Origin of the sequence: Microbacterium lacus, assembly GCF_039531105.1 — a bacterium.
GTDB lineage: Bacteria > Actinomycetota > Actinomycetes > Actinomycetales > Microbacteriaceae > Microbacterium > Microbacterium lacus.
This window is the reverse complement of sequence record NZ_BAAAPK010000001.1, coordinates 2,687,201-2,700,902: the sequence shown is the minus strand read 5'-3', so window position 1 is coordinate 2,700,902 and position 13,702 is coordinate 2,687,201. Positions and strand designations below refer to the sequence as shown.

Sequence of the window (13,702 nt, the reverse complement as noted above, 5' to 3'; positions counted from 1 at the left end):
GCTCGAACTGTTCTTCGTCGGGCTTCTCGCGCTCGCGTCCCTCGCGATCGTGTTCGTCTCCGGCGTCGTGATCAAGAACCTCTACCGCGGCCAGCGCTGACGGCGGCACGGTCGTGTTCGATCTGCCGACAGACCTGCCCGCCGACCTCGCACCGCTGTCCTGGCTCATCGGAGTCTGGGAGGGCACCGGTGTGATCGACTACGAGATCGAGGACCATCGGTTCGCCGGCGAGTTCCTCCATCGCGTGAGCTTCAGCCATGACGGCGGCTCGGCGCTGAACTACTCCGCGAGCGCGTGGCTGCTGCAAGACCCCGCCGAGGGCGATACCGAGCGCGGGCGGATCCCGCTGGTCTCCGAGATGGGCTACTGGCGGTTGTCGCGCGCCGCATCCGATGCCGACGCGGGTCCTGGTCTGCTGCCGGCCCGCACCGCCCCGGTCTCGCGCTCCGCCGACGACGTCGAGAAGCTCCGCAACGCTGAAGGCGGATTCGACATCGAGGCTTCGATCGTCCACTCGGACGGCATCAGCGAGCTGTATCTCGGATCCATCCGCGGCCCCCGGATCGACCTGGCCACGGACGCGGTCGTACGCACTGCCGGCACGAAGGTCTACGCTGCGGCAACCCGCATGTACGGTCTCGTCGACGCGCATCTGCTCTGGGCGTGGGACATCGCCGCGTACGGTCGCGAACTGTCCTCGCACGCGTCCGCACGCCTGGCGCGGGTGCAGTGATGGCCGACGCCTACGCCCGCGTTCCCGGCGCCGTGCTCGACGAGACGGGACTGCGTCACCTCGGAAACCCGCTCGGCGAGCAGCGCGCCCTGGCCGTCGGGCGCGCGATCGCTCCGCTGTCGGATCGACGCGTGCTCTCCGTCTCCGGCGAGGACCGGCTCACGTGGCTCGACTCGCTCTCGTCGCAGGCGCTGGCCCGCCTGTCGCCAGGGGAGAGCACCGAGCTGCTCGTCCTCGACCCCCACGGCCACGTCGAGCATGCGGCATCCGTTCTCGACGACGGCAGCACGACGTGGCTGATCGCCGACCGTGATGACGCCGAGGGACTGCTGGCCTGGCTCGTGCGGATGCGCTTCCGTCTGCGCGTCGATCCGCAGGACCGCAGCGCCGATTTCGCGGTGTTCGGCGGGACGGCGGAGGCCGTGTCCGCGCTCGCCGTCGCGACTCCGGACGCCGTGCCGCTCGTCTGGCGCGATCCCTGGCCGGCCGTGGGCGCCGGGGGCCACGCGTACGCGGTGCCCGCCGCGCATCCCGGCAGCGACCGGGACTGGGCGGAGGCGATCGTGCCGCGCGCCGAAGAGGAGACGATCGCGGATGCCGCTGCCGCAGGCGACCTGACGCTCGCCGGGACGGACGCCGCCGAAGCGCTGCGGATCGCGGCCTGGCGTCCGCGGTGGGCGGGCGAAGTGGACGCGCGGCTGCTGCCGCACGAAGTGGATTGGCTCCGCACGGCGGTGCACCTGGAGAAGGGCTGCTACCGCGGCCAGGAGACGGTCGCCAAGGTGCACAATCTCGGGCACCCGCCGCGCCGGGTCGTGGCGCTGCAGCTGGACGGCAGCGATTCGGTGCTGCCTGCCCGCGGCGACGACGTGCTCGTGGACGGTTCCGTCGTCGGGGCGATCACCTCCGCCGCTCGTCACTACGAGGAGGGTCCGATCGCGCTCGCGGTCGTGCGGCGCAACACTCCGGTCGGCGCCGAGCTCATCGTCCGCACCGCCGAGGGCGACGTCGTCGGGGCGCAGGAAGTGATCGTGCCGCCTGAGGCCGGGGCGACGGCGAACGTGCCGCGTCTTCCCCGGCTCGGCCGCCGAGCCGGCTGACGGGACGATGAGCGAGGCCGCCGAGCCGACCACGACGGCGATCGCGACCGGGTGGCGACGCCGGCTCGACCCACGCCGGGGACTGCGGCGCGTCGGGGGATCGTCGATCGCGATCCTGCAGATCGTCGTGGCTGCGACGGGGGCGTACGCGTTCGCGGCGTATGTGCTGGGTCACCCGGCGCCGCTCCTCGCAGCGACCGTGTGCGTCTCCAGCCTCGGACTCGTGCGTGACGCTCGCCCGCGGCGCGTGCTCGAGACGGTCCTGGGCATGCTGGTCGGCATCCTGGTCGCCGAAGTGCTCCTTCTCGTCGCCGGTTCCGGCTGGTGGCAGCTCGCCCTGGCTCTGGGCCTCACCCTCGTCGTCGCCCGGTTCCTCTCCGCACAGGCGAGCTTCGCGATCGCCGCGGCGATCCAGGCGCTCATCGTGATGGTGATCCCGGCGAACACCCCGTTCCAGCGGCTCATCGACGGGGTCGTCGGCGGGATCGCGGCGCTCGTCGTGACCGCCCTCATCCCGCGCACGCTTCAGCGGGAGGAGCTGCGCACGGCAGCTGCGGTGTTCGCCGCAGTCGAGTCGGCGACGCGGACGATGGCGCAGGCCCTGCGGCGCGGTGATCGGATGCGGGCCGAGCGCGGACTCGAGAAGGCCCGCGCCCTGCAGCCTCTCGTGGATGCCTGGGCCACGTCGTTGGATTCCGCGATCGCGATAGCCAAGATCTCGCCGTTCCTCCGCCGTCATCGGTCCGAGCTCGAGCGCCACGACCGGGTGCGGCAGTCCATGGACCTCGTGACCCGCAACCTGCGCGTGATCGCGCGGCGGGTGGTGTACCTCTGTGAGGACGGCGCCCCGCGACCGATCGACGCCGACGTCCTCACCGAGCTCGCGCGCGGGGCTGAGCTCATCGCGCAGTCTCTGTCCGACATCTCCGCCGAGCCGGTCGCGCGCGAGGCCGTGAGGGCCGTCGCGGTCCGACTCGACCCGGCGGCGATCCTGCCGGACGGATCGGCGGGCGAGCTGAACTTCATCGCGGCGCTGCGTCCCCTCGCGGTCGACCTCCTCACGGCGACCGGGATGCCCGGCGCCGAGGCGCGGGCCTGCGTGCCCCGCATCTGAGCAGGCGGCGCTCAGCGCGGCGCGACCGCCTGCCACGGAACGGTGAGTTCGCCCAGGCGCCACCGTCCGCGCGCCTGCACGGGCACGCCGCGATCACGCAGGGCGCCGAGCGCCGCCTCCCAGCGCTGCACGGGACCGAACGGCGCGAGGCCGGCCGCGCGCTCCCATTCCCGCTCGAGCTCGACCAGCAGATCGTGGATCCGCTCGCCCGGGACGTTGCGGTGGATGAGCGCCTTCGGCAGACGTTCCGCGGCGATCGCGGGCGACTCGAGCCCCGTCAGGCGCAGCGACACCGTGAGCGTCTGGGGCTGCCCGTCCCGGTGGATCCCGACCCACGTGCAGACTCGGCCGAGCTCGTCGCACGTGCCCTCCACGAGCAGGCCGCCGGGCTGCAGGCGTGCCGCCATCCGCTGCCACGCCGCCCCTACATCCGCTTCGTCGTACTGCCGGAGCACGTTCATCGCCCGGATGACCGACGGGCGGCGGGGGACGGGGACTTCGAACCCGCCGAGCGCGAAGTCGACCCGGGCATCGGGGGCGAAGCGCGTGCCGCCCGCGCGGACCGCGGAAAGCTGCTCACGCGCCCGCAAGACCCGCGCCGGGTCGATCTCCAGCCCGATCACCTCGACGTCGGGGCGCGTGCGATGCAGGCGCGCGGACAGCTCGAGGGCCGTGACGGCGCTCGCCCCGAATCCCAGGTCGACCACGAGCGGGTCCGTCGTCCGCCGCAGCGCCGGATGACGTGCGATCCAGCGATCCACGCGTCGCAGGCGATTCGTGCCGGTGGTACCGCGCGTGATCTGCCCGACAGGGGCGCGGCCCGAACCCATCAGGCCATGATGGCAGGCTCCCCGCCGTCCGGGGGACGGCAGGCCGCTCGCTATCATGGGGGCCATGACCGCGCCCTACACGCTGATCCTCCTCCGCCACGGCCAGAGCGTCTGGAACGAGCTCAACCTCTTCACCGGATGGGTCGATGTCCGGCTCTCCGAGAAGGGCAAGGCCGAAGCGACCCGCGGTGGTGAGCTGCTCGCCGAGGCCGGCATCCTGCCCGACGTCCTGCACACGTCGGTCCTCAGCCGCGCGATCCAGACGGCGAACCTCGCTCTGGACGCCGCCGACCGGCTCTGGATCCCGGTCAAGCGCACCTGGCGCCTGAACGAGCGTCACTACGGCGCGCTGCAGGGCAAGGACAAGGCTCAGACGCTCGAGGAGTTCGGTCCCGAGCAGTTCATGCTGTGGCGCCGCTCGTTCGACGTCCCGCCGCCGCCGCTCGACGACGACTCCGAGTTCAGCCAGGTCCACGATCCGCGCTACGCGGGAATCGACGGCGAAGTGCCCCGCACGGAGTCGCTCAAGCTCGTGATCGACCGCTTCCTGCCCTACTGGGAGAGCGACATCGTCCCGGATCTGCGCGCAGGCAAGACCGTCCTCGTGACGGCGCACGGCAACTCGCTGCGGGGCCTGGTGAAGCACCTGGACGGCATCAGCGACGCCGACATCGCCGAGCTCAACATCCCCACCGGCATCCCGCTCGTCTACCGTCTGGGCGAGGACCTCGCGCCGCTCGGCCCGGGCGAATACCTCGACCCCGAAGCCGCCGCAGCCGGCGCCGCGGCCGTCGCGAGCCAGGGCAAGAAGTAACCCGCGCTCAACACGAGGAGAGCGGATGCCGATCCTCGGCATCCGCTCTCCTCGTGTGCGTCGCGCCTCAGGGCGCGACGATGTCGATCGTGCCCGTCTCGACGGTCCAGTCGCCGGTGGACAGGTAGACGACCTTCTTCGCCACGGAAACCGCGTGGTCGGCGAACCGCTCGTGGTAGCGGCTCGCGAGCGTCGCGTCGACAGTGGCGGAGGCCTCGCCCTGCCAGGTGTCGCTGAGCACCTTCTCGAACACGCTCACGTGCAGGTCGTCGAGCTTGTCGTCGTCGTTGCGGATCTCCTCGGCCAGGATCGGGTCCTCCGTGCGCAGCAGCTCGGTGAGCTTGCGCGCGACGGCGACGTCGAGCTCGCCCATCTTGGTGAAGGTGGACTTGAGCCCCTTCGGGATCGCCCGCTCGGGGAACCGCATGCGCGTCAGCTGGGCGATGTGCTCGGCGATGTCGCCCATGCGCTCGAGCGACGCGCTGATGCGCAGCGCGCTCACGACGATGCGGAGGTCGCGGGCCACGGGCTGCTGGCGGGCGAGGATCTCGATCGCGAGCTCGTCGAGCTCGACCGCCTTCTCGTCGATCACGGCGTCGGCCTCGATGACCTCTTCGGCCAGGGCGACGTCGCTGGAGCTGAACGCGCGCGTCGCCTTGTCGATGGCGATCGTGACGAGCTCGGCGATCTCGACCAGACGTCCTTGGACGTCCTCGAGGGACTGATGGAAGACTTCGCGCATCGCAGCACCTTTCGTTCCGCAGCAGGCACACGCCTCGCGACCTGGCGATCATCGCCACCGAAGGTTAACGAACGGTGCCGCGCGAGTGAATAGTATCCGGACGCCCCCGCCCGGGCGCACGGGTCGGCCGAGGACGGAGCACGCCGCCGTCTATCGTGGAGCCATGGATTCGACGCAGCTCGCGCTGCTCGCCCTTCTGCTCGGGGCGGTCATCGGCGGCTCGGTGTCCACCGGCATCGTGATCGCACTGCGCGCCCGTGACCGGGCCCAGCACGAGACGTCATCGGCGATCCCCGTCGGGATCGGCGAGGTGATGCAGGGCATGGAGGATGCCGCCGTGGTGGTCGACACCTCCTCGACCGTGCTCGCCGCCTCGACCGCGGCGATCCCCTTCCACCTCGGCGAAGGCGACGTCGTGCCGTCCGACGAACTGCGCGCGATCGCGCGCAGGGCCCGCGCCGAGGAGGCCGTGATCACCGCGACGCTGCGACTGCAGCGCGGTGCACCGCCCGCGGAGCCGCGCCTCGTGGTGGTGCGCGCCTCGCGGATCTCACCGCGACTGACCCTGCTCGTCCTGAAGGACATCACCGAGCGCGAGCGGGTGGAGCAGATGCGGCGCGACTTCGTCGCGAACACGAGTCATGAGCTGAAGACCCCGGTGGGTGCCGTCAGCCTGCTGTCGGAGGCGATCGAATCCGCTGCGGACGACCCCGATCAGGTTCGGCACTTCGCCGGGCGACTGCAGGCCGAAGCCGCCCGGCTCGCGCTGCTCACGTCGCGCATCATGAATCTCTCCCGCCTGCAGGCGGCGGACGAGTTCACGGACGAACGAGAGGTCGCCGTCGACGAGGTCGTCGCGGCCGCCGCCGACGCGCACGCCATCCAGGCGGACGCGGCCGGCGTCCGTATCGACCGCGGAGGGGACCGGGGGCTGTACGTGCGCGGAGATGCGCAGGTGCTCGGTGAGGCGATCGGCAACCTCGTCGCGAACGCGATCGCCTACTCGCCTCGCGGGTCTCACGTGGGGATCGGCGTGAAGGGCGTCGACGGCGTCGTGGAGATCGCCGTCACGGATCGCGGCATCGGCATCTCCGAAGCAGATCAGGAGCGCGTCTTCGAGCGCTTCTACCGCGCCGACCAGGCCCGGTCGCGCCGCACGGGCGGCAGCGGTCTGGGGCTCGCGATCGTCAAGCACGCCGTGCAGCGACACGGGGGCGAAGTGCGGCTGTGGTCGCGTCCCGGGCGGGGGTCGACGTTCACGATCCGGCTGCCGCTCATCGATCCGCCCGCAGACCAGGTCGCGCCGCCCCGTCGCCGCGCGAAGAGGAAGAAGAAGGCACCGGCGACGCCCGCCGCGCCTCCCACGAACGGAGCCACCGTATGACACGCGTCCTGATCGTCGAGGACGAGCCCGACCTTGCCGACCCGCTCGCCTACCTGCTGCGCAGAGAGGGCTACGAGGTCGAGATCGCCGAGGACGGGCCTGCCGCGCTCAGTGCCTTCCGCGAGCGCGGTGCGGACATCCTGCTGCTGGATCTCATGCTTCCCGGCATGCCGGGGACCGAGGTGTGCCGGCAGATCCGTGCGACCTCGCGCGTGCCGATCATCATGCTGACGGCGAAGGACTCCGAAGTGGACATCGTCGTCGGCCTCGAACTCGGAGCAGACGACTACGTCACCAAGCCGTACTCTTCACGGGAGCTGCTGGCGCGCATGCGCGCCGTGCTGCGACGCCTCGCCGACACCGAGACCGACCTGGCGGACCACGTCCTGGACGGCGGTCGCGTGGTTCTGGACATCGACCGCCACACCGTCGCGGTGAACGGCCGGGAGATCAACATGCCGCTCAAGGAGTTCGAGCTCCTCGAAGTCCTCATGCGCAACGCCGGCCGGGTGCTGACGCGCGGGCAGCTGATCGACCGGGTGTGGGGGACGGACTACTTCGGCGACACCAAGACGCTCGACGTCCACATCAAGCGGATCCGCTCACGCATCGAGGAGCACCCGAGCGAGCCGACCATGCTCATGACCGTGCGCGGGCTCGGCTACCGCTTCGAGGGGTGATGGCCCGCGGGGGCGCGCCCTGAATCAGGGGAGCAGGTCGCCGTAGTACGGCAGTGCGCCGTCCAGGACGGGCACGTCGAAGAGGATGCCCTCGCCGTCCCCGGACTGGAAATACATCGGGAGGTTCGCGCCGGGCTTGGTGTCGATGCCCTCCAGCGGCAGCGGATCGGTCTCGGCGGTGCCGAGGCTCACCGTGCTCAGGGCCGGGACGCGGATCTCCTCCGACGACTTCGACGACCCCTCGCCCCACTCGATGTTCAGCGTGTGGGGGTCGTTCGTCGCGTTCACGATCGCGGCGACGAGGTTGCCGTCGACACCCTCTTCATCGCTGACGATGAGCACATTGCGCACCTGCAGCGGACCGGAGTCGGGGATGTTCACGCCGTCCGACGGGGAGTAGGGGATCGTGGTCGCCTGCGTGGACAGCAGAGCACAGCCACTGGTTCCCAGAACCACGAGGGTGCTCAGGGCGAGCGACGCGATAAGGCGCGATTTCACGGATCCTCCTGGGCCGGACGACGACATCTCTAGCATTCTAGGGGTGCGTCGTCGGTGCCGTGGAGCGGGCGTCGGCGGGGCGGGCGGCGAACCTTACCGCATCTGCGCCTGTGGTATCCTGGAGGTTGCCGAAAGGACATAACTCCATGCTTTTTGAGGTTGGCGAAACGGTCGTCTACCCCCACCACGGGGCCGCGACGATCATCGAGGTCAAGGACCGGGTCATCAAGGGTGAGACCAAGAAATATCTGAAGCTCAACGTCACCCAGGGTGATCTCATCATCGAAGTCCCCGCGGAGAATGTCGACCTCGTCGGCGTCCGCGACGTCATCGGCAAAGAGGGCCTGGACCGCGTCTTCGAGGTGCTGCGGGCACCGTTCACCGAAGAGCCGACCAACTGGTCGCGCCGCTACAAGGCGAATCTCGAGAAGCTCGCGTCCGGCGATGTGATCAAGGTGAGCGAGGTCGTGCGCGACCTGTGGCGCCGTGACCAGGACCGCGGTCTCTCGGCCGGAGAGAAGCGCATGCTCGCCAAGGCGAAGCAGATCCTCATCTCCGAGCTCGCGCTGGCCGAGAAGACCGACGAGGAGAAGGCCGGCGCGATCCTCGACGAGGTTCTCGCGAGCTGATCGCGCGATAGCGTGAGGGCGTGAGCATCACGCCCGTTCCGCGCATCGCGGTCATCGTCGTCGCGGCCGGTTCCGGCACCCGTCTGGGTGCGGATCTTCCGAAGGCGTTCGTCGGCATCGACGAGCACTCGATGCTGCGGCATGCCCTGACCCGCGTGCTCGAGGGCCCGTCCGCGCAGATCGTGGTGGTCGCCCCCAGCGGCCACGAGGGGGATGCCATCACCGATGTCCTCGCCGCGGCGGGCGATCGTCGTGAGCTGGTGAGTGTCGTCACGGGCGGGTCCACCCGTCAGGCCTCGGTCGCGGCCGGTCTGGACGCGCTGTGGGGAGACGTCGAGATCGTGCTCGTGCACGATGCCGCGCGCGCTCTCGCGCCCGCACCCGTGTTCGAACGGGTGATCGAGGCGATCGAGTCCGGCAGCGACGGAGCCATCCCTGTGCTGCCCGTGATCGACACGATCAAGCGGGTCGACGGCGGCCGGATCGTCGCGGCCGTGGACCGATCCGAGCTCTCCGCCGCACAGACCCCGCAGGCCTTCCGCCGCGACGTCCTCGTCGCGGCCTACGCGACGGCGGCGGAGGACTTCACGGACGACGCCGCGCTGGTCGCCGCCGCGGGGCACACCGTCGCAGTCGTCGACGGCGACGCGCTCTCGTTCAAGATCACCACCCCCGCTGACCTCGACCGCGCCCGATCGCTCGTGGCGCGGCATCCGCTCGGCGCGTCGCACGCGCACCTGGAGAACCCCTTCCCGGTTCCCCGCGTCGGCGTCGGGACCGACGTGCACGGCTTCGGAGGGGACGGGGAGCTCTGGCTCGCGGGCCTGCACTGGCCGGGTGAGCCGGCGCTGTCGGGTCACTCCGACGGGGATGCCGTCGCGCACGCGATCGTCGACGCGCTGCTGTCCGCCGCGGGACTCGGCGACATCGGACTGCACTTCGGAACCGACCACCCCGAGTACGCCGGGGCCCACGCCGACGCGTTCCTCTCCCGGACGGTCGGTCTCCTCGGCGAAGCCGGCTGGCGCGTCGGCAACGTCGCCGTGCAAGTGCAGGCGAACCGTCCGAGGATGTCCGCCCGGCGTGCCGAGGCGGAGGCGGCCCTGTCCACAGCCCTGGGCGGCGCCGCGGTGTCGCTGTCGGCGACGACGACGGACGGGCTGGGATTCACCGGTCGCGGGGAGGGCGTCGCCGCGTTCGCGACGGCGCTGATCGTCCGCGCCTGAGCGGGGTCAGAGCGTCAGGGTCATGAAGACCGAGTACGGGTCTTCGCGGTAGTCCGCGAACGGTCCGCACGGCGTGAACCCCTCGCTGAGGTAGAGCCTTCGTGCCGCCTCGAACTCCGCCGGGCTGCCGGTCTCCAGCCAGAGCGTCTTCATGCCACGATCGCGCGCGGCCGCGACGATGTGGCGCAGAAGCGCCCGGCCCACGCCCTGTCCGAGGAACGCATCGGTCACCCGCATGGATTTGATCTCGCCGCGCTCGGCGTCGAGCGTCTTGAGCGCGCCGATCCCCGCGAGGCGATCGTCTCGCCAGGCGGACCAGAACGTGATCGACGGATGCCGCAGCCCGTCGATGTCGAGAGCGTGCACGCTCTCGGGCGGTGAGCTGTCGTGCATGCCGTCCAGATGCGCGGCGATCAGGGCGCGGGTCGCGTCGCCGGACAGATCGTCCACGCGGATCTGCAACGGCGACACGTCAGGCCTCCACGGCGAACGGCTTCGGATCCCGTGCTCGCGAGCCCCAGGCCAGCAGTGCCAGGCCGGCGCCGAGGACGATGAGCCCGGCGATCGCGAGGACGGAGAGGCGTTCGCCGAGGACGACGATGCCCAGAAGGGCGGCGGTGAGCGGCTCGCCGAGGGTGAGCGTCGCGGCGGTCGCGGCGGTGAGCCCGCTCAGGCCCCATGTGAACATCACATAGGCGACCGAGATCGTGCCCAGGCCCAGCCACAGCGCCATCACCACCCCCGCGGTCGTGCCGAGCCAGGAGACGTCGACGAACGGCAGGAAGAACGCGAAGATGACCGCGGAGCTCGCGCCCATCGCGCCGACGACCGTGAAGGGATCCCACCCGGCATCCAGCAGCCGTCGCTGCGCGTTCGCGATCACGGCGAACGACGCTCCCGCGCCCACCGAGCCGAGGAGCCCGATCGGGTCGGTGCCGCCCACGCCGCCCGCTTCGCCGCCGAAGCCGAGCAGGATGACACCGAGCGTCGCGAGGCCGGTCGCGAGCATCCACGTCGGCGACGGCACCCGCCGGGTGAGCGCCCATTCCAGAAGACCCGCGAGGATCGGCGCGGAGCCGAGCGCGACGACGGTGCCGACCGCGACACCGTTGCGGGCCGTGCCGAGGAAGAACAGCGGCTGATACAGCGCCAGGCACGCCCCGGTGAGCACCATGAGGCCGAGAGCGCCGGTTGTCAGGCGGGGCGCGGGCGCGGCATCCGTCCGTCGGCGATGGCGCCAGGCGAGCGTGAACGCGATCAGCGCGAGGCCGGTGCCGCCGATCACCATCCGCATGACGCCGATCGAGAGCGGAGTCGTGCCCTCCGGTCCGAGCGCCTGGGACGTGCCGGTGGTGCCGAACAGCAGCGCGGCGGCGAGGACGGCGAACACGTGCAGCACCCTCCAGTTCTATCGTGAAGCGACCCCTGTGCCGACCGGGGCATGCCCAGGCCCCGCCGGTAGGCTGGTGCGGTGACACCCGGTACCCGGCCCGTGCGGCTCTACGACACCAAGACGCAGGCGTTGCGCGACTTCGTGCCGATGGACCCCTCGAACGTCACGGTCTACGTGTGCGGCCCGACCGTGCAGTCCGGCCCGCACATCGGGCACCTGCGCGGCGCATTGAGCTTCGACCTCCTGCGCCGGTGGCTCGCGCACCGATTCGGGCGCGTCACGTTCGTCCGCAACGTCACCGACATCGACGACAAGGTGCTCGCGAACGCGACCGACAGTGAGCCCTGGTGGGCGCTGGCCTATCGCATGGAGCAGGAGTTCACCCGCGCCTACTCTGCGATCGGGATCCTCCCGCCGACGTACGAGCCGCGCGCCACCGCCTCGATCCCGCAGATGCAGGAGCTCATCACGCGGCTGATCGACGCCGGCCACGCCTACGCCGCACAGGGCGACGTGTACTTCGACGTCCGCTCGTGGGGCGGGTACGGCGTCCTCACGCGCCAATCGCTCGACGCGATGGAGCCGGCGGCGGATGCCGACCCCCGCGGTAAGCGCGACCCACGCGACTTCGCCCTGTGGAAGGGTGCGAAGGACGACGAGCCCGACAGTGCGAGGTGGGAATCGCCGTGGGGACCCGGGCGGCCCGGCTGGCACATCGAGTGCTCGGCGATGTCGCGGCGCTACCTGGGCGCGGAGTTCGACATCCACGGCGGGGGGCTGGACCTGCGCTTCCCCCATCACGAGAACGAACTCGCGCAGTCCACCGCCGCGGGCGACCCGTTCGCGCGCTACTGGGTGCACAACGGTCTCGTGACCGTCGGCGACCAGAAGATGTCGAAATCGCTCGGCAACTTCCTGCTCGCCCACGACGTGCTCGCCGCGCGCGACCCGCTCGTCGTGCGCTACGCGCTCGCCGCAGCCCACTACCGCTCGAGCCTGGACCTCTCCGGCTCCTCCTTCGACGAGGCCGAAGCAGCCCTCGGACGCATCCGCGCGTTCCTCGAGCGTGCGGTGCGCGCCCTGCAGGACGAGTCCGAGGACGTCCGCATCGACGCCGCGGTTCCGGAGCGCTTCGCCATCGCGATGGACGACGACCTGGGGGTGCCGCAGGCGCTGGCCGTGCTGCACGAGACGGTGCGTGCCGGCAACACCGCGCTGGACGACCGCGACCTCGACGCCGTGCGGACGGCGTTCGCCGACGTCGCCGTGATGACCGGCATCCTCGGGATCGACCCGCTGGATGCCACGTGGAACGCCCCGCAGGGGGCTGAGGCTCTCGCGCTCGACGCGCTCGTGCAGAGCCTGATCGGGCAGCGCGCCGCCGCTCGGGCGGACAAGGACTGGGCTGCGGCCGATCGCATCCGCGACGCGCTGACAGCTGCGGGCATCACGCTCGAAGACACGAACGATCAGACCCATTGGAGTATTCATGGCCGGTAAGCCGGGGCGCCCAGGCGCCAGCAAGGGCAAGAAGGGCCCCACGAAGGGCACGGGCGGCAAGAACAAGCGCTCGCTCGAAGGTCGGGGACCCACGCCGAAGGCCGAGGACCGCGCGTGGCACCCGGCGGGCAAGCGCAAGGCCGCGGCCGAGCGCTATGCCGCCGCCGGGGGCAAGGGCAAGCCGGCCGGCCAGCCGCAGTCCCGGCCGCGCGCGGCGAAGAAGGACGACGACACCGAGGTGGTCACCGGACGCAATTCCGTGCTGGAAGCCCTGCGCGCGAAGATCCCCGCGACGGCGTTCTACATCGCGCAGCGCGTGGAGATGGATGACCGCGTGAAGGAGATGCTCTCGATCGCCACGCATCGCGGCATCCCCGTCATGGAGGTGACCCGCCCCGAGCTCGACCGCATGGCGGGCTTCGACGGCGTGCACCAGGGGGTCGCCCTCAAGGTGCCGCCGTACGAGTACGCCCACCCGCAGGATCTCCTGGAGCAGGTGATCGACCAGGGCCGCACGCCGCTGTTCGTGGCGCTGGACGGCATCACGGATCCCCGCAACCTCGGGGCGATCATCCGCTCGACCGGAGCCTTCGGCGGGAACGGCGTCATCCTCCCGCAGCGACGGTCCGCGAGCGTGAACAGCGCGGCATGGAAGACGAGCGCCGGGGCTGCCGCGCGCATCCCCGTCGCGATCGCTCCGAACCTGACCTCCACGCTCAAGGAGTTCAAGAAGCAGGGCGTGTTCGTCCTGGGACTGGACGGCGGGGGAGACGTCTCGCTTCCCGCTCTGCAGCTGGCCGATCGCCCGGTCGTGATCGTCGTCGGCTCGGAGGGCAAGGGGCTCTCGCGGCTCGTCGGCGAGACGTGCGACCAGATCGTGTCGATCCCGATCGACGCGGCCACCGAGTCGCTCAACGCAGGGATCGCCGCGTCGGTCGCGCTGTACCAGGTGTCCACGCTCCGGGCCGCCCGCGCGGAGTGAGACGTCGCGCTGCATTCGAGGGAATGAATCGCGCGGCGGTGCGCTTGCTCTCCTCAACCCCGTCGAAAGGAACAGC

15 protein-coding genes are annotated in these 13,702 nt (G+C 70.9%); 10 read left to right on the top strand and 5 right to left on the bottom strand.

The window, feature by feature from the left end; translation table 11 throughout:
• Positions 1 to 113 precede the first annotated feature (113 nt).
• Genes ABD197_RS12840 through ABD197_RS12830 form a run of 3 tightly spaced genes read left to right on the top strand, consistent with a single transcriptional unit; the run spans position 114 to position 2,948 of the window.
• Complete coding sequence (locus ABD197_RS12840) at positions 114 to 734, top strand: nitrobindin family protein (protein ID WP_344055149.1); 621 nt, start codon at positions 114 to 116, stop codon at positions 732 to 734.
• Positions 734 to 1,834: a CAF17-like 4Fe-4S cluster assembly/insertion protein YgfZ gene (ygfZ, locus tag ABD197_RS12835; protein ID WP_344055147.1), complete on the top strand. Its 1,101-nt coding sequence runs from the start codon at positions 734 to 736 to the stop codon at positions 1,832 to 1,834. Before ABD197_RS12840 ends, ygfZ begins: the two co-directional genes overlap by 1 nt.
• Positions 1,835 to 1,841: 7 nt before the next feature.
• The gene (locus ABD197_RS12830) at positions 1,842 to 2,948 is read left to right on the top strand and encodes an FUSC family protein (RefSeq protein ID WP_344055145.1); all 1,107 of its coding nucleotides are present in this window, start codon (positions 1,842 to 1,844) and stop codon (positions 2,946 to 2,948) included.
• Positions 2,949 to 2,959: 11 nt separating this feature from the next.
• On the opposite strand, the gene ABD197_RS12825 is transcribed toward ABD197_RS12830, so the two are convergent.
• Positions 2,960 to 3,778 carry a class I SAM-dependent methyltransferase gene (locus ABD197_RS12825; RefSeq protein ID WP_344055143.1) on the bottom strand — a complete coding sequence of 273 codons (819 nt, stop codon included), beginning with the start codon at positions 3,776 to 3,778 and terminating at the stop codon, positions 2,960 to 2,962.
• 64 nt (positions 3,779 to 3,842) lie between these two features.
• Here ABD197_RS12825 and ABD197_RS12820 point away from each other — a divergent pair, with 64 nt between their 5' ends.
• Positions 3,843 to 4,592: a phosphoglyceromutase gene (locus tag ABD197_RS12820; protein WP_344055141.1), complete on the top strand. Its 750-nt coding sequence runs from the start codon at positions 3,843 to 3,845 to the stop codon at positions 4,590 to 4,592.
• A gap of 67 nt (positions 4,593 to 4,659) precedes the next feature.
• Here the strand turns inward: ABD197_RS12820 and phoU are convergent, their stop codons facing one another.
• Entirely contained in the window at positions 4,660 to 5,334 is a 675-nt protein-coding gene (phoU, locus tag ABD197_RS12815) for a phosphate signaling complex protein PhoU (protein ID WP_344055139.1), read from the bottom strand.
• A 163-nt stretch (positions 5,335 to 5,497) separates the two neighbouring features.
• Between phoU and ABD197_RS12810 the strand changes: the two genes are divergently transcribed.
• Positions 5,498 to 6,718, top strand: coding sequence for a sensor histidine kinase (locus ABD197_RS12810; protein WP_344055137.1), 1,221 nt, complete (start codon positions 5,498 to 5,500; stop codon positions 6,716 to 6,718).
• On the top strand, positions 6,715 to 7,398 hold the full coding sequence (locus tag ABD197_RS12805) for a response regulator (RefSeq protein ID WP_344055135.1): 684 nt from the start codon (positions 6,715 to 6,717) through the stop codon (positions 7,396 to 7,398). The genes ABD197_RS12810 and ABD197_RS12805 overlap by 4 nt, the downstream gene beginning before the upstream one ends.
• A gap of 24 nt (positions 7,399 to 7,422) precedes the next feature.
• On the opposite strand, the gene ABD197_RS12800 is transcribed toward ABD197_RS12805, so the two are convergent.
• A complete protein-coding gene (locus ABD197_RS12800; protein WP_344055133.1) occupies positions 7,423 to 7,896 on the bottom strand; it encodes a DNA modification methylase in 474 nt (157 codons plus the stop codon).
• A 146-nt stretch (positions 7,897 to 8,042) separates the two neighbouring features.
• On the opposite strand from ABD197_RS12800, the gene ABD197_RS12795 reads away from it, so the two are divergent.
• A complete protein-coding gene (locus tag ABD197_RS12795; protein WP_344055131.1) occupies positions 8,043 to 8,525 on the top strand; it encodes a CarD family transcriptional regulator in 483 nt (160 codons plus the stop codon).
• Positions 8,526 to 8,545: 20 nt separating this feature from the next.
• Positions 8,546 to 9,751, top strand: coding sequence for a 2-C-methyl-D-erythritol 4-phosphate cytidylyltransferase (gene ispD, locus ABD197_RS12790; RefSeq protein WP_344055129.1), 1,206 nt, complete (start codon positions 8,546 to 8,548; stop codon positions 9,749 to 9,751).
• A 6-nt stretch (positions 9,752 to 9,757) separates the two neighbouring features.
• Here the strand turns inward: ispD and ABD197_RS12785 are convergent, their stop codons facing one another.
• Together ABD197_RS12785 and ABD197_RS12780 are read right to left on the bottom strand one after the other, a co-directional pair.
• Positions 9,758 to 10,222, bottom strand: a complete 465-nt coding sequence (locus tag ABD197_RS12785) for a GNAT family N-acetyltransferase (protein WP_425561016.1) — start codon at positions 10,220 to 10,222, stop codon at positions 9,758 to 9,760.
• A 1-nt stretch (position 10,223) separates the two neighbouring features.
• A complete protein-coding gene (locus ABD197_RS12780) occupies positions 10,224 to 11,150 on the bottom strand; it encodes a DMT family transporter (RefSeq protein WP_344055127.1) in 927 nt (308 codons plus the stop codon).
• A gap of 72 nt (positions 11,151 to 11,222) precedes the next feature.
• Between ABD197_RS12780 and cysS the strand changes: the two genes are divergently transcribed.
• Both cysS and rlmB read left to right on the top strand, forming a co-directional pair.
• Positions 11,223 to 12,644 (top strand): cysteine--tRNA ligase, encoded by a 1,422-nt coding sequence (gene cysS, locus ABD197_RS12775; protein WP_344055125.1) that lies wholly within the window; start codon positions 11,223 to 11,225, stop codon positions 12,642 to 12,644.
• Positions 12,634 to 13,626, top strand: a complete 993-nt coding sequence (gene rlmB, locus ABD197_RS12770; protein WP_344055123.1) for a 23S rRNA (guanosine(2251)-2'-O)-methyltransferase RlmB — start codon at positions 12,634 to 12,636, stop codon at positions 13,624 to 13,626. Before cysS ends, rlmB begins: the two co-directional genes overlap by 11 nt.
• The last annotated feature ends 76 nt before the right edge of the window (positions 13,627 to 13,702 follow it).

Excerpts from the sequence above, each read along its gene's own strand:
- ABD197_RS12820 (WP_344055141.1), top strand. The coding sequence starts at position 3,843 with ATGACCGCGCCCTACACGCTGATCCTCCTCCGCCACGGCCAGAGCGTC.
- ygfZ (WP_344055147.1), top strand. The coding sequence starts at position 734 with ATGGCCGACGCCTACGCCCGCGTTCCCGGCGCCGTGCTCGACGAGACG.
- ABD197_RS12795 (WP_344055131.1), top strand. The coding sequence starts at position 8,043 with ATGCTTTTTGAGGTTGGCGAAACGGTCGTCTACCCCCACCACGGGGCC.
- phoU (WP_344055139.1), bottom strand. The coding sequence starts at position 5,334 with ATGCGCGAAGTCTTCCATCAGTCCCTCGAGGACGTCCAAGGACGTCTG.
- ABD197_RS12825 (WP_344055143.1), bottom strand. The coding sequence starts at position 3,778 with ATGGGTTCGGGCCGCGCCCCTGTCGGGCAGATCACGCGCGGTACCACC.
- rlmB (WP_344055123.1), top strand. The coding sequence starts at position 12,634 with ATGGCCGGTAAGCCGGGGCGCCCAGGCGCCAGCAAGGGCAAGAAGGGC.
- ABD197_RS12810 (WP_344055137.1), top strand. The coding sequence starts at position 5,498 with ATGGATTCGACGCAGCTCGCGCTGCTCGCCCTTCTGCTCGGGGCGGTC.
- ABD197_RS12805 (WP_344055135.1), top strand. The coding sequence starts at position 6,715 with ATGACACGCGTCCTGATCGTCGAGGACGAGCCCGACCTTGCCGACCCG.
- ABD197_RS12830 (WP_344055145.1), top strand. The coding sequence starts at position 1,842 with ATGAGCGAGGCCGCCGAGCCGACCACGACGGCGATCGCGACCGGGTGG.